This is a genomic window from Arthrobacter sp. Hor0625, from assembly GCF_052567525.1.
Genome location: NZ_CP199586.1, coordinates 2,934,036 through 2,952,066 on the forward strand (window position 1 = coordinate 2,934,036; position 18,031 = coordinate 2,952,066).

Here is an 18,031-nt window from a genome sequence, read left to right on the forward strand (position 1 = left end):
GCGATACGCGTCGAATTGGAGGTGGAGCGTGAGCGAGCCACGCAAACTCGAAGTCCTGCGCGCCATCGTGGAGGACTACGTCCATTCCCGCGAGCCGGTCGGATCCAAGGCGCTCGTGGAGCGGCACCACCTCGGTGTCTCCAGCGCCACGATCCGCAACGATATGGCCGCGCTGGAGGACGAAGGACTGATCACCGCCCCGCACACCAGCGCCGGCCGGATTCCCACGGACAAGGGCTACCGCCTCTTCGTGGACCGGATCTCGGCCGTCAAGCCGCTGTCACCGGCCGAGCGCCGCGCCATCCAGGCGCTGCTTGAAGGGTCGGATGACCTCGACGACGTGCTGGACCGGACCGTGCGCCTGCTCTCGCAGCTGACCAACCAGGTCGCCGTCGTGCAGTACCCGCTCCTGGGCCGGGCCCGCGTCCGGCACATCGAGTTCGTCCTGCTCGCCCCGCGCAAGGTGCTCGCCGTCCTGATCGCGGACACCGGCAAGGTCGAGCAGCGCGTGATCGACGTCGGCCAGGATTTCGGGGACGAGGATCTGGCCGGGCTCCGCACCCAGTTCCTGGCCCGGCTGTCCGGGACTCCGCTGGGGCTGTTGCCGCAGTCGCTGCCGGCCGTGGTCGACGGCTGCCCGCCGGAGCGCCGCGGCGCCGCCCAGGCGCTGGCCCGCGGGCTGGAGTCGCTGGCGCTGAGCAGCCGGGAGGAACGGATGGTCATGGCCGGGACCGCGAACCTGGCCCGCTCCAACGTGGACTTCCCGCTGAGCATCGGCCCGGTCCTGGAAGCCCTGGAGGAGCAGGTGGTGATGCTCCGCCTGCTGAGCGACATGGCCCAGGACCCCCGCGGCGTTACCGTGAGCATCGGCCGGGAAAACCCCTACGACAGCCTGGCCGAGGCCTCCGTGGTCGCGACCGGGTACGGCCCGGATGCGACGGCGAAGGTGGGCGTGCTCGGCCCCACCCGGATGGATTACCCCACCACCATGGCCGCTGTCCGCGCGGTGGCCCGGTACCTGTCGCGGATCCTCGGACCCTGACCGGCCCGGCGCGGCGCCCCTGACCTTTACCGCTTCTTTGCCCGTTACCGGCAGTACAACCAGGAAGAGATACACACTTTGAGCAGCCACTACGACGTTCTCGGAGTTTCCCGTGAAGCCACGGGCGAAGAGATCAAGAAGGCCTACCGCAAGCTGGCCCGCACCCTGCACCCGGACGTCAACCCCGGCGAGGACGTCGCGGAGCGCTTCAAGGCCGTCACGCACGCCTACGAGGTGCTCTCCGACCCGCAGAAGCGCCGCGTCTACGACACCACCGGCAACGAGAACGGCACGGATAACGGCTTCGGCGGCGGCTACGCCGGCCAGGGCTTCGCGTTCCAGGACATCTTCGAGACCTTCTTCGGCGGCGGAGCCGGCCAGGGCGGCCCGGCCTCGCGGGTACGCCGCGGGCAGGATGCCCTGATCAGCGTCCGGATTGAACTCCGTGACGCGGTCTTCGGTGTCAACAAGAAGATCGAGGTCGACACCGCGGTCACCTGCCCCACCTGTGAGGGGTCCTGCTGCCGCGAGGGCAGCCACCCGGAGCGCTGCGACATCTGCGGCGGCAGCGGCCAGGTCCAGCGGGCCGTCCGGTCCATCCTGGGACAGGTCATGACCACCGCCCCCTGCGGCAGCTGCGAAGGCTTCGGCACCGTGATCAAGGACCCGTGCAACGAGTGCGCCGGGCAGGGCCGCATCCGCAGCCGCCGCTCGCTCACCGTGAAGGTCCCGGCCGGCGTCGCCACCGGCACCCGCATCCAGCTTTCCGGCCAGGGCGAGGCCGGACCGGCCGGCGGACCCTCCGGCGACCTCTATGTCGAGATCAGGGTCAACAACGACCCGACCTACGTGCGCGAAGGCGACGACCTGCACGCGAGCCTGAACATCCCGATGACCGCTGCCGCGCTGGGCACCGAGGTCACCCTGGAGACCTTCGACGGCCAGCAGGAAATCGACGTCAAGGCCGGCACGCAGTCCGGTGAGGTCATCACGCTCCGCGGCCTCGGCGTCACCCACCTGCGCGGCTACGGCCGAGGGGACCTGAAGGTCCACCTCCAGGTGGAAACCCCCGCCAAGCTCGACGCCGCGCAGGAGGACCTGCTCCGCCGGCTCGCCCAACTCCGCGGTGAGCAGTTCACCGAGGGCAAGCTCGCTGCCAGCGGCGGTGTCTTCGCCAAGTGGCGGGACCGGCTCGGTAACCTGTAGCGGTGAGCAACCCGGTCTTCTTCACCCCGGCAGGCGCCCTCGACGGCCAGGCCCCCGGCACGACGTTCGTCGTCGACGGCGCGGAGGCCCGCCACGCGGTGACCGTCAAGCGCCTCGCCGTCGGGGAGGCCGTCGACCTCGCCGACGGCGCCGGCACCCGGCTGACCGGCACGGTCGCCGATGTCGCCGGGCAGGAACTGACGGTCGAGTGCCGGGAGGTCAGCACGGAGGCCCGGCCCGACATCCGCCTGGTCCTGGTGCAGGCCCTGGCCAAGGGGGACCGCGACGAGCTCGCCGCGGAGACCGCTACGGAGCTGGGAATCGACGCCGTCGTTCCGTGGCAGGCGGAGCGCTCCATCGTCCGCTGGAAGCCCGAACGTGCCGCGAAGGCCCATGCCAAGTGGCAGTCGGTGGTCACGGCGGCCGCCAAACAGGCGCGCCGGGCCTGGATCCCCGAGGTCCGCCCCGCGGTCGACGGCGCCGGGCTGCAGGCCGCCGTTGCCGCCGCGGACCTGGCCGTCATCCTGCACGAGGACGCGGTGCGGCCGCTGCGCCAGGTACTCGAAGGATGGGCCCACGGCAGCGGGGCGGCAGGCGTCCGCGAAGTGCTTCTGATCGTCGGCCCCGAGGGCGGGATCAGCCCCCGCGAGGTCACCCGGCTTTGCGGCGCGGGTGCCGTCACGGCGCTGCTCGGCCACCACGTGCTGCGGTCCTCCACGGCCGGCCCCGCCGCGACGGTGCTCGCCAGCGACATCCTCGGACGCTGGTAGGGGTTTTTCCTTCGGGAAGGCTGCGGGCGATGACCCCGCCCGGCCTGCTTGACCGGCCTGCCTGACGGGCCTACTTGACGGTGAAGCCGCGGGTGTCGACGTTCAGGTCCTTGACCTTGCCGGCGGGATCGACCTGCGACACCCGGACCTCATAGCTGCCGGGACCCAGGTTGACGCTCAGGCTGAACATCCCGGCCTGGTCCGCCCCGCTGGCGGCCGTGATCGTCCCGTTCAGGTAGGGGGTTTTGGCGGATCCGTCCGTGCGCAGCAGCTCCCAGCGGAGTTTGCCTCCGGGCACGGTGCTCCGGCCCGAAATCTTGACGGCGCCGTCGGCCAGTTCGGTGCCCTCCTGCGGATCGATAATCCAGACCGGGGCCACCATTCCGACGCTGCGCGAGGTCGGCGAGCCGAGCCGCACCCGGTTAAAGGCCACATAGTCGGTGTGCCCGTCGACCAGGACGACGACCTGGATCTGCTGCCCGGTGTCCGTCAGGCCGGCACTGGCGCCGGCGGCCGTGGCGGTGTACACCAGCTGCTGGATGGCGCGTTCGGCCATGTCGGCGTCGAGGTTGCTGTTGAAGGCGTCCGCGGAGACATCCACCGTGATGACGTTCTTGCCGGAAATCGAGGTGGCCAGCATTTTCGGGTTCTGCCACGGGGTGAAGAAGTCCGGGTCGAGCGGTTTCTGGGACATCATCACCCGCAGTGCGCGGGTGATCGGGTTGTCGTCCTCGGAAACGTCCCGGAACTCCCGGTACAGGAAGACGTTGTCATTGCTGCGACCGATCCAGTAGACCGGGGCCTTGTTGGAGGCCTGGGTGGACTCCAGCGGTGCGCTCGTGGTGGCGACGCCGGCCGTCGGGCCCGGCACGGTGCGTGAGGGCGTGTTCGAATTCGTGATCCCGGGCTGCGGGGTGGCCACACAGCCGGAGAGGGCCAGGGCAGCGGGCAGTACCAGCAGCAGCAGGGTGCGGCGCGTGCGCCGGCCTGCTGCCGTGAGGTTTTGTCCACGCTGGCTGATGGTGCGGTCCCTTCGCTGTGCGGTCCTGGGGCGGCTCCCGCGGAATGGGGCCCGGCGCCGGCGGCTTCCCCGGCAGGACCGAATCCAGCATCCCACAGCGGCAGGAGGTCCCGGCCGGGATTCGGCGCCTCGCGGCGAACTGCAACGGGAACGATATGAGGACGATATGAAGTTGATACCAAACGGCCCGCCGCCGGCGGTGCGGCCCCTGGTGTCGGGGGCTCTGTTGGCGCGGGCTCCGGCGATGCGGCTCTGTTGTTGCGGCTCCTCGTGTCGCGGGACGGCGGATGCGCTGGCGTAAGATGTAAGAAGCCGCAAACTACCCGGCGCGGCGGGAAATTTCGAACTGGAGGGGACCAGAGGCCCGCGGGCCACCACTATGACTGAAGCAGCCAACGGCAAGGCCCGGAACAGCGCGGGCGAGCGCACCGCAGGGGAATTCCCCCACTCCCTCCCAGGCCTGCGGACGGAAGTGGTCCTGTTCGACGACTCCGACCAGATGGTGCAGTCCCTGGGCAGCCACGATGAGGCGCTGCGTTTCATCGAAACCCAGTTTCCCGGCGTCGACTTCCATGTCCGCGGGAATGAACTCTCCATCAACGGTCCGGCCGCCGAGGTGCCCCGCATCATGCGGCTGCTCACCGAGGTGCGCGGCCTGGTGGCGCGCGGCACCGTCGTCACCCCAGCCGTGCTGCAGCAGCTGGTCTCGCTGCTGCGCAGCCAGTCGCTGCAGAACCCGGTGGAGGTCCTGACCCACAACATCCTCTCCAGCCGCGGGAAGACCATCCGGCCGAAGACCCTGAACCAGAAAAACTACGTCGACGCGATTGACGCGAACACGGTCATTTTCGGCATCGGGCCGGCCGGCACCGGCAAGACGTACCTGGCCATGGCGAAGGCCGTGCAGGCGCTGCAGCAAAAGGAAGTGAACCGGATCATCCTGACCCGCCCCGCCGTTGAGGCGGGGGAGCGGCTGGGGTTCCTGCCCGGCACGCTCAGCGACAAGATCGACCCGTACCTGCGCCCGCTCTACGACGCGCTGCACGACATGATGGACCCCGAATCGATCCCGCGGCTGATGGCCGCCGGGACCATCGAGGTGGCGCCGCTGGCCTACATGCGCGGCCGGACGCTCAACGATGCGTTCATCATCCTCGATGAAGCCCAGAACACCACCCCCGAGCAGATGAAGATGTTCCTCACCCGCCTGGGGTTCGGCTCCAAGATGGTGGTTACCGGTGACATCACCCAGGTGGACCTGCCCTTCGGCACCCGTTCGGGGCTGCGGATCGTCGAGGACATCCTGCACGGCATCGAGGACGTCAACTTCTCGGTCCTGGACGCTTCCGACGTCGTCCGCCACCGCCTCGTCGGGGACATCGTCAACGCCTACAGCATCTGGGACGAGGCACAAAGGAACCGGGTCAAGCACTCCGCCGCCCGGGAGAACCGGGGAGAACGCGCATGAGCATCGAGGTCAACAACGAATCCGGCGTTGCCGTCGACGAAGCGGAACTGGTGGCGCTGGCACGGTACGTCTTCGAGCGGCTCTTCATCCACCCGCAGGCCGAGCTGTCCATCCTGCTGGTCGACGAGCCCGCGATGGAGAAGCTGCACATCGAACTGATGGACGAGCCCGGCTCCACCGACGTGCTCTCCGTGCCGATGGACGAACTGACCCCCGGCACCCCGGACAAGCCCACTCCCCAGGGCATGCTCGGCGACATCGCGATCTGCCCCCAGGTAGCCGAAGTCCAGGCGAAGAACGCCGGCCACTCCACCCAGGACGAGATGCTGCTGCTGACCACGCACGGCATCCTGCACCTGCTGGGCTTCGACCACGCGGAGCCGGAGGAGAAGGAGGAGATGTTCGGCCTGCAGCGCGAACTGCTCTCCGGCTTCACCGGTAAGGCCGCGCCGGCAGAGACGATTCAGTGACCCCACTGATCCTGGCCGGCATGGCGCTGGTCTTCCTCAGTTTTGCCGCCGTGCTGACCGCGGCGGAGGCCGCTTTCAACTACCTCCCACGGCACGACGCCGAAGAAGCGGTGCTGCACAGCCGCGGCGCCGCGCTCAAGCGGATCCTCGCCCAGCCGGTCGCCCACATGCGGGCGCTGCGGTTCTGGCGGATATGGTTCGAGATGGCCTCCGCGGTGGCCGTGACCGTACTGCTCCACAGCCTGCTGGACAACGTCTGGCTCGCCGGGCTGGCCGCCACCGGCATCATGGCGCTGCTGGGCTTCGTCATTGTCGGTGTCTCGCCGCGGCAGCTCGGCCGGGTGCACTCCGCCGGCATGGTGCGTTTCTCCGCGCCGCTGATCCGGTGGCTCTGTTGGGTGCTGGGCCCGATTCCCGGCTGGCTGGTGACGCTCGGCAGCGCCGTCGCGCCGGGCGCACCGGCGGACAACGAGGCCTTCTTCAGCGAGGAGGAGTTCCGCGAACTCGTCGAGCGCGCCAGCGAATCCGACGTGATCGAGGACAACGAGGCCGAGCTGATCCAGTCCGTCTTCGACTTCGGCGACACCCTGGTCCGCTCCGTCATGGTGCCCCGCACCGACATCCTGAGCATCGACTCGGGCTCCAGCCTGCACCGGGCGATGTCGCTGTTCCTCCGCTCCGGCTACTCGCGCATCCCGGTGATCGGCGAAAACACGGACCAGATCCTCGGCATCGTCTACCTCAAGGATGTCGCCGCGGCGGTGCACAACCTGGCCCCCGGCGAGGAACCGCCCGTCGTCGACGACCTCGCCCGGGAGGTGCGCTACGTCCCCGATTCCAAGCCGGTGAGCGAGCTGCTGCGTGAGCTGCAGAAGGAATCCACGCACGTGGCGATCGTCATCGACGAATACGGCGGCACCGCCGGACTCGTCACCTTGGAGGACCTGATCGAGGAAATCGTCGGCGAGATCGTGGACGAATACGACACCGAGGCCGCCGAAGCGGTGGAGCTCGGCGGCGGGAGCTACCGGGTCAGCGCCCGGATGAGCATCGACGACCTCGGCGAACTGTTCGACCTCGAGCTCGACGACGACGAGGTCGACACCGTCGGCGGCCTGCTCGCCAAGGCGCTCGGACGGGTCCCGATCGTCGGAAGCACCGTCACCGTCGATGGCGTCACCCTCCGCGCCGACCGGCTCGAGGGCCGCCGGAACCGCGTCAGCCACATCATTGCGGCGGCCGTTCCAAAGGAAGAAACTGACCTTGAAGACCTCCTCGACGAGGCCGAACCAACGCACCAGGGAGTTCCACGTGAGCAAGCAGAATAAGTCCGACGGCGAAGCGCCCTACGGCGGTTACCGCGCCGGATTCGCGGTGCTGGTGGGCCGGCCGAACGCCGGGAAGTCAACGCTGACGAACGCGCTCGTGGGCCAGAAGGTCGCCATCACCTCGGCCAAGCCGCAGACCACCCGGCATACCATCCGCGGCATCGTGCACCGCCCGGACGCGCAGCTGGTGCTCGTCGACACCCCGGGGCTGCACCGGCCGCGGACCCTGCTGGGCAAGCGGCTGAACGAGCTGGTGGCGGACACGCTGGCGGAGGTCGACGCGATCGGCTTCTGCCTGCCGGCCAACGAAAAAATCGGACCCGGTGACAAGTTCATCGCCGCGCAGCTGGCCGGGCTCGGCAGCAAGCCGGTGGTCGCTGTCGTGACGAAGGCCGACACGGTGGACCGCCAGGGTCTGACCGAGCAGCTGCTGGCCGTCGCCGAGCTGGGCCGCGAGGTCCTGGGCGGGGAAGGCTTCAAGGACATCGTCCCGGTTTCCGCCACGGACGGGTTCCAGGTGGACACCGTTGCCGACGTGCTGGTCCGCCACATGCCGCCGTCGCCGCCGCTGTACCCGGACGGGCACCTGACCGACGAGCCCGAGGCGGTGATGATCGCGGAGCTGATCCGCGAAGCAGCCCTTGAAGGCGTCCGCGACGAGCTTCCGCACTCACTCGCCGTCGTCGTCGACGAGATCGTCCCCCGCGAGGACCGGCCCGAGGACCGGCCGTTCCTGGACGTCCGCGTCAACCTGTATGTCGAACGGCCCTCGCAGAAGGCCATCATCATCGGCAAGGGCGGTGCACGGCTCCGTGAGGTCGGCACCACGGCGCGGAAGGCGATCGAGGCGCTGCTCGGGGCACGGATCTACCTGGACCTGCACGTCAAGGTCGCCAAGGACTGGCAGCGTGACCCGAAGCAGCTGGTCAAGCTCGGGTTCTAGGCCGCCGGTCCCCGGGCGGACCCGCCCGGGGGTACGTTCCTCGGGGTTTTCCCAGTTTCGGACCGTAAAATAGCTTGACTCCCGTTCGTCTAGGAAGGCTCCACCTGTGGTTCGACCCCGTGATAACCGTGCAGACGGCACAGGCCCGCCGACCCGGCCCGGGGCGGCCGCCCGGCATACGGATGAGACCGCCGTCGGGCCCGCACGGCACCTCGCGGCCGCCCGGCGGATCCCCGGCTGGCTGAAGGCCACCACGATCGTCCTGTCGGTCATGCTGGTGGGTGTGATCGCCTTCGGCGCGTACTGGGTCATCCGGCTGCAGGGCAACATCACCACCCAGGCCCTGGGCGCCGGCAACAGCCGCACCGAGGGCGCACCCGACGACGCGTCGGGCCGGATGCAGATCCTGATCCTCGGCACCGACACCCGCGACGGCAAGAACTCCAAGTACGGCACCAAGGACGACTCCTCCGGCTACGGGCACTCCGATGTCATGATGCTGATGGACATTTCCGCGGACAACAAGCGCGTCGGCGTCATCAGCTTCCCGCGCGACCTGCTGGTGGACGCCCCGGCGTGCAAGGACCCCAAGACCAACAAGCAGTACCCGGCCCAGAGCGGCGTGATGATTAACGCGGCCATGACCGAGGCGGGCATCGGCTGCGCTGTCGACACCGTCAACAAGCTGACCGGCCTGGAGATCGACCACTTCATGATGGCGGACTTCAACGCCGTCAAGGAACTCTCCAACGCCGTCGGCGGGGTGGATGTGTGCATCAGCGACGCGGTCTACGACCCGGACTCGGGCCTGCGGCTGCCCAAGGGCACCTCGCAGGTCAAGGGCGAGCAGGCCCTGGCGTTCGTGCGCACCCGGCACGCGTTCGGTGACGGCAGCGACCTGGGCCGGATCAAGGCGCAGCAAGGGTTCCTGTCCGCGCTGGTGCGCAAGATCAAGGACGACGGCACACTGTCCAACCCGGCCCGGATGCTCGGCATCGCGGACGCCATCACCAAGAACCTGACGATCGACGACGGCCTGGCGTCCGTGCCGACGCTGCTGACCGTGGGAAACCGCCTGAAGACCATCGACGTCGGCAAGGTAGCGTTCGTGGCGGCGCCCACCGAGCCCGCGGAATCGGACCCGAACCGGCTGCAGCTGGCCGAACCGGCGGCCTCCGAGCTGTTCGCCGCGATGCGCAAGGACATTGACCTGACCGACCCGACAGCCAAACCGTCCCCGTCCGCCAGCCCGTCCGCGTCGGGCACCGCGTCCGCCAGCGCCAGTGCCGCGCCCAGCGAAGCCGCCACGCCCAGCGCGCCGGCCTACAACAAGGCGCTGCAGCCGGTGACCGTGGCCAACGGCTCCGCCGACGCCGCCCGCGCCAACGAGGTGGTGACCGCGCTCAAGGCCGCCGGGTTCAGCCAGACCGGCCAGTTCGCCGCCCAGGCGGTGGCGACCACGGCCGTGTACTACGGCCCGGACTTCGCCGACGTGGCCAAGGACGTCGCCGCGCTGCTCGGGGTTCCCGCCAAGCAGGTCCTGCCGGCTGACGTGGCCGGCGTGCAGGTGTACCTGGGCAGCGATTACAAGTCAGGGACCAAGCAGGCCGACGCACCCGTGTCCCTCCCGCCGGACATCGTCAACCAGACCGCCGGCGACGCCAAGTGCCAGCAGGCCAACCCGGCCCTGGTCGTCCCCTAGGGTCAGCAAGCCACACGCCGAGGCAGCAAAGAGAGGGGTCGGTCCGCGGACGTTACCGCGGGCCGACCCCCTCTTTTTGGACTCCCGGGACGGGCTGCGCCTACCAGATGCTGACGCGTTCCTCCGGAGCCAGCCACATCCCGTCGGCTGCGGTCGTCCCAAAGGCCGTATGGAACGCGTCGAGGTTCTTGGCGATTTCGTTGGTGCGGAACTCGTTGGGGGAGTGCGGGTCCGTCGCCAGCCGTCGGACGGCCTCCTCGTTCCGGATCACCTGCCGCCAGCTGGCGGCCCAGGAGGCGAAGAAGCGCTGGGCGCCGGTGAGCCCGTCGAGGACCGGCGGCTCCTGCCCGCCGAGGCTGATCAGGTAGGCCTTGTAGGCGATCGTCAGGCCGCCGAGGTCGCCGATGTTCTCGCCGAGGGTGAGCTTGCCGTTCACGTGGTGGCCCGGAGCTTCGGCGGGGGAGAGCGCGTCGAACTGGGCCACCAGCTTTGACGTCAGCGCCTCGAACGCGGTCCGGTCGGCTTCGGTCCACCAGTTCCGCAGCATCCCGCTGCCGTCGTACTGCGAGCCCTGGTCGTCGAAGCCGTGCCCGATCTCGTGGCCGATCACCGCGCCGATGCCGCCGTAGTTGACGGCGTCGTCGGCGTCGGCGGTAAAGAACGGCGGCTGCAGGATCGCGGCCGGGAACACGATCTCGTTCAGCAGCGGGTGGTAGTAGGCGTTGACCGTCTGCGGCGTCATCAGCCACTTCTCCCGGTCCACGGGCTTGCCCACCTCGTCGAGGTGCCGGTCGACGTCGGCGCTGTGGGCCCGCTCGACGTTCCCCAGGAGGTCCGCCGGGTCGATCTCGACCGCGGAATAGTCGATCCACTTTTCCGGGTAACCGATCTTGGCCCGGAAGGAGTCCAGCTTCTTCAGCGCCTCAAGCTTCGTTTCCTCGCCCATCCACGCCAGCTCCGTGATCGAACCGCGGTACGCCTCGATCAGGTTGCCCACGAGCGAGCGCATGTGCGCCTTGTGGCTCTCCGGGAAATGCCGGGCCACGTAGATCTGCCCGACCGCCTCGCCCAGGGCGGCCTCGACCACTGCAACCCCCCGCTTCCAGCGGTCGCGGTTGCGCGGCGTGCCGCTGAGCGTGGTGCCGTAGAAGGCGAAGTTCGCGTCCACGAACGCGGCCGACAGGTACGGGGCGGCGGCGCTGATGACCCGCAGGGCAAGCCATTCCTGCCACACCGCCAGCGGCACCGTCTCCAGCAGCCCGGCAGCACCGGCGAAGAAGTCCGGGGTGCTGACGACCAGCTCGGTCCGCTTCTCCGGGGCGATGTCCGCGGCGTCGAACCAGGCGGAGAGCAGCGGGAACAGATCGGCAGCCTGCTCCGCCGACTTCAGGTTGTACGTCTTCTGCGGGTTGCGCAGCGTGACCTTGTCCCAGTGGTGGGAGGCGAGGGAGGTTTCCAAGTCCACCACCCGGTCCGCCGCCGCGTCTGAATCGGCGACGCCGGCCAGCCCGAACAGCGTGCGCACGTGCCCGCGGTAGGCCTCCACCATCGGCGCGAACTTTTCCTCGCGGTAATACGACTCGTCCGGCAGCCCCAGGCCGCCCTGGCCCGTGTAGAGCAGGATCCGGTCCGGGTTGCCCGCGTCCGGTGCCGGATAGATGTAGAACAATCCGGAGACGTCCGCGCGGAACAGCCGCCCGGCCAGCCCGATGAGCTCGGCCACGGAACCGGTGGCGAAAACCTCCGCCAGCCGCTCCCGGATCGGCTCCGCGCCCTTGGCCTCAGCCGTGGCCTCGTCCATGAAGCTGTTGTAGAGGTCCCCGATCTTGCGTTCGATGCCGGACGCCGCGCTGCCGCGGCCGGCGGCCTCCAGGATGATCTCCTTGACCGCCAGTTCCGAGCCGTCCCGCAGGGCGGTGAAGGTTCCCTCCAGGGGCCGGTCATCCGGGATGGCGGTGCCCTTCAACCAGCGGCCGTTGAAGTGCCGGTAGAGGTCATCCTGCGGGCGGACGCCGTCGTCGATGGTGGACTGGTCGATCCCGGAAAGCGGCACTGGGGCTCCTTCGAAGAGGACGCCGGACCGGGCCTGGCACCGGCCCGGCGTCTGCATGGTGGACGTTGCGGGGGTATGGCTCCTTCATCTTACGCACCCGTGTTACTGTGAAAATGTGCGTGCAGAACTGCTTCTTCTTAGCTGCCGCGGCGAGGCCTCAGACGCGATCTAGCGCAAGGCCCACCCTCGCTGCGGAGTTTGTGTTGCCCCGGCCACCCTTTCACCAGGAACCACAGAAAAGGCCCCGATAGTAATGCGAAACGCACAGCAGCCCTCAGGAATGCCGGTCCACCGCTACGTCCCGTTCCAGGACCTGATCACGGTCGAACTGCCGGACCGGACCTGGCCCGACAAAGTCATCACCAAGGCCCCGCGCTGGTGCGCGGTGGACCTGCGCGACGGCAACCAGGCGCTGATCGACCCGATGAGCCCGGCCCGCAAGATGAAGATGTTCGACCTGCTGGTCCGGATGGGCTACAAGGAGATCGAGGTCGGCTTCCCCTCCGCCTCGCAGACGGACTTCGACTTTGTCCGCCAGCTGATCGAGGGCAACCACATTCCCGACGACGTCACCATCCAGGTCCTGACCCAGGCCCGGGAGCACCTGATCGAGCGGACCTACGAGTCCCTGGTCGGTGCCAAGCAGGCCATCGTCCACCTGTACAACTCGACCTCGGTCCTGCAGCGCCGGGTCGTCTTCAACCAGGACGAGGACGGCATCCTCGACATCGCCCTGCAGGGCGCCCGGCTGTGCAAGAAGTACGAGGAAACCCTCGAGGACACCCACATCACCTACGAGTACTCGCCGGAGTCCTTCACCGGCACCGAACTGGCCTACGCCGTTCGGGTCTGCAACGCCGTCGCCGACGTCTTCGAGGCCTCCGCCGACCGCCAGGTGATCATCAACCTGCCGGCCACGGTGGAAATGGCCACCCCGAACGTCTACGCCGATTCCATCGAGTGGATGAGCCGCCACCTGCACCCGCGCGAGGGCATCATCCTCTCCCTGCACCCGCACAACGACCGGGGCACCGGCGTCGCCGCCGCCGAACTGGGCTACCTGGCCGGCGCCGACCGGATCGAGGGCTGCCTGTTCGGCAACGGCGAGCGGACCGGCAACGTCGACCTGGTGACCCTGGGCCTGAATATGTTCGTCCAGGGCATCGACCCGATGATCGACTTCTCCGACATCGACGAGGTCCGCCGTACGGTCGAGTACTGCAACCAGCTGCCCGTCGCGGAACGTTCACCCTACGGCGGCGACCTGGTCTTCACCGCGTTCTCCGGCTCGCACCAGGACGCGATCAAGAAGGGGCTGGAGGCACTGGAGAAGGACGCCGCCGCCGCCGGCAAGGACGTCGCGGATTACGCCTGGCAGGTCCCGTACCTGCCGGTCGATCCCAAGGACCTGGGCCGCAGCTACGAGGCCGTGATCCGGGTCAACTCGCAGTCCGGCAAGGGCGGCGTGGCGTACCTGCTCAAGAACGAGCACAACCTGGACCTGCCGCGCCGCGCCCAGATCGAATTCTCCGGCGTCATCCAGCGCCGCACCGACACGGTGGGCGGGGAAGTGAGCGGCGCCCAGCTGTGGCAGCTCTTCCAGGACGAGTACCTGCCCTCCACCGCCGCCGAAACGCAGTGGGGCCGCTACGCCCTGGGCGCCGTCAGCACCGAATCGGACGAGGACGGCACCATGGTGCTGACGGCGGCGCTGAAGGTGGACGGCAAGCAGGTCCGCCGCACCGGCAGCGGCAACGGCCCGATAGCGGCGCTGCTGAGCATCCTGCGCGAGGACGGCGTGGACGTCCGGGTCCTGGACTACAGCGAGCACGCCCTGTCCGAGGGCGGCAGCGCCCAGGCCGCCGCCTATGTTGAATGCGCCGTAGGGGAGCGGGTGCTGTGGGGCGTCGGGATCGACGCCAACACCTCGATGGCCTCGCTCAAGGCCGTCATCTCGGCCGTCAACCGCGCCATCCGGGACGCCCGCGGCTGACCGGACTGAACGGACGCAACGGTAGCGCGCCGCCGGAAGCCCGGCGGCGCGCTGCCGTTCCCCCGCCGCCCGTGAGGCAAAGGCGGCGTTTCCCGGAAGTCAGTGCGAAGATTAACCGTGCCCCAACCGTCTTCCTTCGCTGCGCGCTCGTACCGCGATGACGCCGTCGTCCTGCGCACCCACAAGCTCGGCGAGGCCGACCGCATCATCACGCTGCTGACCAAGCACCACGGGCAGGTCCGGGCCGTCGCCAAAGGCGTCCGGCGCACCAGCAGCCGCTTCGGGGCCCGGCTGGAGCCGTTCATGGTCGCGGACCTTCAGCTCATCTCCGGGCGCACCCTCGACGTCGTCACCCAGGCCGTCGCGAAGGGGGCGTACGGTTCCAGCATCGCCGCCGACTACAGCCGCTACACCGTTGCGGCCGCGATGACGGAGACGGCGGAGAAACTCACCGACGTCGACGGCGAGGCCGGAACCGCCCAGTACAACCTGCTGGTCGGTGCGCTGGCGTCCCTGAGCCGCGGCGACCACGCTCCCGAGCTGATCCTGGATTCCTACCTGCTGCGCGCCCTGTCCACCGGCGGCTGGGCGCCAAGCTTCACCGACTGCGCGCGCTGCGGCGCGCCGGGGCCGCACGGCGCTTTTTCCGCTCCGCTGGGCGGCATGGTCTGCTCCGAGTGCCGCCCGCCGGGCTCTCCCGCGCCCGCCGCCGAGACCGTGCTGCTGCTCGGGGCGTTGCTGACCGGGAACTGGCAGGCCGCGGATGCCTCGGCGCCGGTGCACCGCCGGGAAGCCGCGGGCCTGGTGGCCAGTTACCTGCAATGGCACCTGGAGCGGGTGCTGAAGTCCCTCAAGCATGTGGAGCGGACCTAGCGGTAGTGTCGGGAGCGCCGGCGCCGGGACAGACCGCGCCGTAAGGAGCCGCGTCAGTGGGAAAGACCCTCAGTTAAATAACCTCAGTAAAAACCTCGGTAGAAAACCCTCAGTAGAAAAACCTCAGTAGAAAACACTGTGTCGTTGGGAAAAAGTATGGTCCTGGGCAAGAAGAAGAATCCGGTCCGCCGCCGCACCGAGCCGGTTGTGGCGCCTTACCCGCACCCCTCCGGTGCGGTACCGCCGCCCATCCCGGCGGAGCTCATTCCGCGGCACGTCGCGATCGTGATGGACGGCAACGGCCGCTGGGCCAACCAGCGCGGCCTGCCCCGGATCGAGGGCCACAAGGCGGGGGAACCCGCCCTGCTGGACGTGATGGCCGGGGCGATCGAACTGGGCATCGAACACGTCAGCGTCTACGCGTTCTCCACCGAGAACTGGCGCCGGTCACCGGAAGAAGTCCGCTTCCTGATGGGATTTAACAAGGACGTGCTGCGACGCCAGCGCAACCAGCTCGATGACTGGGGAGTGCGGATCCGCTGGTCGGGCCGCCGGCCCAGGCTGTGGGGCTCGGTGATCCGCGAACTCGAAGACGCCGAGGAGTTCACCAAGGGCAACAGCACCTGCACCTTGAACATGTGTGTTAACTACGGCGGCCGGGCGGAGATCGCCGACGCTGTGGCCGCGATCGCGGAGGAAGTGGCAGCCGGCCGGCTCAAGCCCGGTGCGATCACGGAACGGACCATCCAGAAGTACCTCGACGAGCCGGACCTGCCGGACGTGGACCTGTTCCTGCGCAGCTCGGGCGAGCAGCGCCTGTCCAACTTCCTCTTGTGGCAGTCCGCCTACGCCGAGTTCGTGTTCCTTGACACGCTGTGGCCCGACGTAGACCGCCGCACGCTGTGGGAAGCCGTGGAAATCTACGCCCGCCGTGACCGGCGGTACGGCGGCGCGGTGGACGCGGCGGCGCCGCCCAACCCCGCCTAAGCCAGCGGGCCGGGCAGCACCAGCGGGCCGGACTACCCGGGGTACAGGTTCAGCCAGAGCAGCAGGTCCCCGTAGGCTTCGCGCCGCACCGCGGGCCGGGAGAGGAAGACGTCGTGGATCGCCCCCGGGTAGCGGAAGACGGCCGTCCGGCGGCCCAGCCCAAGCGCGCGGCGCGCCGTTTCCTCGACGTCGATCACGGCGTCGAGGTCCATCAGTCCCTCGGACCACTCGGCCTGGATCCGGGTGCGTCCGGACAACATCACCAGCACCGGCGACGTAATGTCCAGCTTCCGCTGCACGGTCGCGTGACCGGCGAGGACCGCTTTGGTCCACCCCGGGCGGATAGGGAACGACTCCCGGGGCCGCCATCGGGAATCCAGCTCCCATTCGCCGTGGGCCGTGTGGCTGACGCTGTCCCAGTAGCCGGGCATGCTCGGCAGCAACAACGGCCGCCGGGGGTCGATGCGGGCCAAGGGTTCCACCAACTGCAGGGCGAGGTTCCGGATCAGGCTGCTGCCCTGCAGCTCCAGCCACGGCGCGTTCAGGATCAGCGTGCCGATCGCTCCAGGGTTCCGGTCGGCCCACAACGCGGCCACCAGGCCTCCGAACGAATGGGCGAGCAGATGCACCGTCGGCAGTCCGGGGAGGCCGGTCCGGTGGGCGACGTCCGCCTTGACAGCGGTGAGGGCAGCGTCGAGGTCCTCGTCGTAGACCGCCAGGTCCGTCGTGTAGCCGGGCGTCTGCCAGCTGCGCAGGCTGCGCCCGAACTTCCGCAGGTCGAGGGCATAGAAGTGGAAGCCGCCGGCCACGAGCTCGTCGGCAAGTTCGGTTTGCAGGAAGTAGTCGGCCCAGCCATGCAGGTAGAGCACCACCTTTGGCGGCACAGCCTTTGCCGGCACTACCTTCTGCGGCACAGCCGTGCCGGGAACGTCCCGGGGCTGCCCTTGCGGTGCGGTTGCCGCGACAGTGTCCGCTGCACCTTCCGCTGTGTCTTTCCCGGAGCCTGTTGCTGTGCCGTGGGCGGCGCCCGTACCGGTGTGACGGACCAGGGTGGCGATGACGGGCCCCTCGTCATCCGGGCCCAGGTCCAGCTCCAGGGACTCAAAGCGGCTGCCCAGGACATCCCGCTGCCAAAGCTTCGACGCGGGGATGGTCAGCGCTGCCCGCCGGGACCGGGGCCGGGGCCGGGGACGTAGGACCGGAGCCAGCGCTCCAGCCGGGCGTAGGCGTCCGCCCGCACCCGGGGCGCGGAGAGGAACACGTCGTGCAGGGCGCCGTCGATCCGCTCCAGTGTGACGGTCCGGCCCAGGCTCAGGGCCCGCAGCGCTATGGTGTTGACGTCCAGGACGGCGTCCGTGCGCCGCATCGATTCCTTCCAGAACATCCCGTTGGCGCTCGCCCCGGAAATCATCACGAGGATGGGCACATCGATGTCCAGGCCCCGGGCCACCTGCGACTGGCCGGCGAGGACGGCACTGAGCCAGCCGGCCCGGACCGGGAAGGCCAGCGGCGGCCGGTAGTTGTCATCGAGCACCCACTCTCCCTCCGCGGCGCTGCTGATGCTCCGCCAGTAGAAGGCCCGCTCCGGCAGCCTGATCACCGATTCCGGCCGGAACCGGGCGAGGGGTTCGACCATGGTGCGGGCGGCGCGCCGCACCGCCGGACTGCCGTGCATCTCCAGCCACGGGCTGTCGAGCACCAGGGCCGCGGCACGGTCAGGGTGCCGGCTGGCCCAGAGCACCGCGACCAGCCCGCCGGTGGAATGTCCCATCAGGGTAACCGGCGGGGGAGGGGAGCCCTTGGGGCCCAGGGAGTCAATGATGCCCATCGCGGCGGTGATCTCGGCGTCGTAATCGGCTAAGTCGGCGACGTAGCCGCCGTGCGTGCCGGACTGCAGGCTCCGGCCGTGGTTGTGCATGTCCAGGGCGAAAAAGCTAAAGCCGTGGCCGGTCCAGAACTCCGCGAGCTCCTCGTTAAAGAAGTAGTCGCTCCAGCCGTGCAGGAAGAGCACCGCCTGCCGCGGGGCGGGGCCGGCGCCCGCGGAGGGCACATGCCGGATGAGGGTGGCCGTTCGTTCCACGCCGTCCGGGCCGGCCGCTTGGAAAGCGCAGGAGGCGAAGTCCTCACCCAGGATGTCGGTCTGCCATTCCATCTGCGTTCCTAACCTCCGCGGTC

At 69.0% G+C, this 18,031-nt stretch carries 15 protein-coding genes; 11 read left to right on the forward strand and 4 right to left on the reverse strand.

Annotated elements, in window-relative coordinates; genetic code table 11:
• The first annotated feature begins 28 nt into the window (after positions 1–28).
• The 3 genes from hrcA to ACTWLI_RS13535 all read left to right on the forward strand — a co-directional run bounded on the left by hrcA (position 29) and on the right by ACTWLI_RS13535 (position 3,018).
• Positions 29–1,042 carry a heat-inducible transcriptional repressor HrcA gene (gene hrcA / locus ACTWLI_RS13525; protein ID WP_056739248.1) on the forward strand — a complete coding sequence of 338 codons (1,014 nt, stop codon included), beginning with the start codon at positions 29–31 and terminating at the stop codon, positions 1,040–1,042.
• 78 nt (positions 1,043–1,120) lie between these two features.
• Positions 1,121–2,248 (forward strand): molecular chaperone DnaJ, encoded by a 1,128-nt coding sequence (gene dnaJ / locus ACTWLI_RS13530; protein WP_445154311.1) that lies wholly within the window; start codon positions 1,121–1,123, stop codon positions 2,246–2,248.
• Positions 2,249–2,250: 2 nt separating this feature from the next.
• Positions 2,251–3,018, forward strand: a complete 768-nt coding sequence (locus tag ACTWLI_RS13535; RefSeq protein ID WP_445154312.1) for a 16S rRNA (uracil(1498)-N(3))-methyltransferase — start codon at positions 2,251–2,253, stop codon at positions 3,016–3,018.
• 70 nt (positions 3,019–3,088) lie between these two features.
• On the opposite strand, the gene ACTWLI_RS13540 is transcribed toward ACTWLI_RS13535, so the two are convergent.
• Positions 3,089–3,940: a GerMN domain-containing protein gene (locus ACTWLI_RS13540; protein WP_445154313.1), complete on the reverse strand. Its 852-nt coding sequence runs from the start codon at positions 3,938–3,940 to the stop codon at positions 3,089–3,091.
• A 478-nt stretch (positions 3,941–4,418) separates the two neighbouring features.
• Between ACTWLI_RS13540 and ACTWLI_RS13545 the strand changes: the two genes are divergently transcribed.
• The 5 genes from ACTWLI_RS13545 to ACTWLI_RS13565 all read left to right on the forward strand — a co-directional run bounded on the left by ACTWLI_RS13545 (position 4,419) and on the right by ACTWLI_RS13565 (position 9,950).
• Positions 4,419–5,507 (forward strand): PhoH family protein, encoded by a 1,089-nt coding sequence (locus tag ACTWLI_RS13545; protein WP_445154314.1) that lies wholly within the window; start codon positions 4,419–4,421, stop codon positions 5,505–5,507.
• A complete protein-coding gene (gene ybeY, locus ACTWLI_RS13550; protein WP_445154315.1) occupies positions 5,504–5,977 on the forward strand; it encodes an rRNA maturation RNase YbeY in 474 nt (157 codons plus the stop codon). Before ACTWLI_RS13545 ends, ybeY begins: the two co-directional genes overlap by 4 nt.
• Positions 5,974–7,305, forward strand: a complete 1,332-nt coding sequence (locus ACTWLI_RS13555; RefSeq protein WP_445154316.1) for a hemolysin family protein — start codon at positions 5,974–5,976, stop codon at positions 7,303–7,305. The genes ybeY and ACTWLI_RS13555 overlap by 4 nt, the downstream gene beginning before the upstream one ends.
• Positions 7,289–8,248 (forward strand): GTPase Era, encoded by a 960-nt coding sequence (era, locus tag ACTWLI_RS13560; RefSeq protein ID WP_445154317.1) that lies wholly within the window; start codon positions 7,289–7,291, stop codon positions 8,246–8,248. Before ACTWLI_RS13555 ends, era begins: the two co-directional genes overlap by 17 nt.
• Positions 8,249–8,354: 106 nt before the next feature.
• Positions 8,355–9,950 carry an LCP family protein gene (locus ACTWLI_RS13565; protein WP_445154318.1) on the forward strand — a complete coding sequence of 532 codons (1,596 nt, stop codon included), beginning with the start codon at positions 8,355–8,357 and terminating at the stop codon, positions 9,948–9,950.
• Positions 9,951–10,050: 100 nt separating this feature from the next.
• Here the strand turns inward: ACTWLI_RS13565 and ACTWLI_RS13570 are convergent, their stop codons facing one another.
• Entirely contained in the window at positions 10,051–12,003 is a 1,953-nt protein-coding gene (locus ACTWLI_RS13570; RefSeq protein ID WP_445154319.1) for a M13 family metallopeptidase, read from the reverse strand.
• 253 nt (positions 12,004–12,256) lie between these two features.
• Here ACTWLI_RS13570 and leuA point away from each other — a divergent pair, with 253 nt between their 5' ends.
• The 3 genes from leuA to ACTWLI_RS13585 all read left to right on the forward strand — a co-directional run bounded on the left by leuA (position 12,257) and on the right by ACTWLI_RS13585 (position 15,856).
• Complete coding sequence (gene leuA, locus ACTWLI_RS13575; protein WP_056739263.1) at positions 12,257–13,996, forward strand: 2-isopropylmalate synthase; 1,740 nt, start codon at positions 12,257–12,259, stop codon at positions 13,994–13,996.
• Between the two features lie 117 nt (positions 13,997–14,113).
• The gene (gene recO, locus ACTWLI_RS13580; protein ID WP_056739266.1) at positions 14,114–14,869 is read left to right on the forward strand and encodes a DNA repair protein RecO; all 756 of its coding nucleotides are present in this window, start codon (positions 14,114–14,116) and stop codon (positions 14,867–14,869) included.
• A 156-nt stretch (positions 14,870–15,025) separates the two neighbouring features.
• The gene (locus ACTWLI_RS13585; RefSeq protein ID WP_445156190.1) at positions 15,026–15,856 is read left to right on the forward strand and encodes an isoprenyl transferase; all 831 of its coding nucleotides are present in this window, start codon (positions 15,026–15,028) and stop codon (positions 15,854–15,856) included.
• A 32-nt stretch (positions 15,857–15,888) separates the two neighbouring features.
• On the opposite strand, the gene ACTWLI_RS13590 is transcribed toward ACTWLI_RS13585, so the two are convergent.
• Positions 15,889–17,007 carry an alpha/beta hydrolase gene (locus ACTWLI_RS13590; protein WP_445156191.1) on the reverse strand — a complete coding sequence of 373 codons (1,119 nt, stop codon included), beginning with the start codon at positions 17,005–17,007 and terminating at the stop codon, positions 15,889–15,891.
• Positions 17,008–17,009: 2 nt separating this feature from the next.
• A complete protein-coding gene (locus ACTWLI_RS13595) occupies positions 17,010–18,008 on the reverse strand; it encodes an alpha/beta hydrolase (RefSeq protein WP_445154320.1) in 999 nt (332 codons plus the stop codon).
• Positions 18,009–18,031 lie beyond the last annotated feature (23 nt).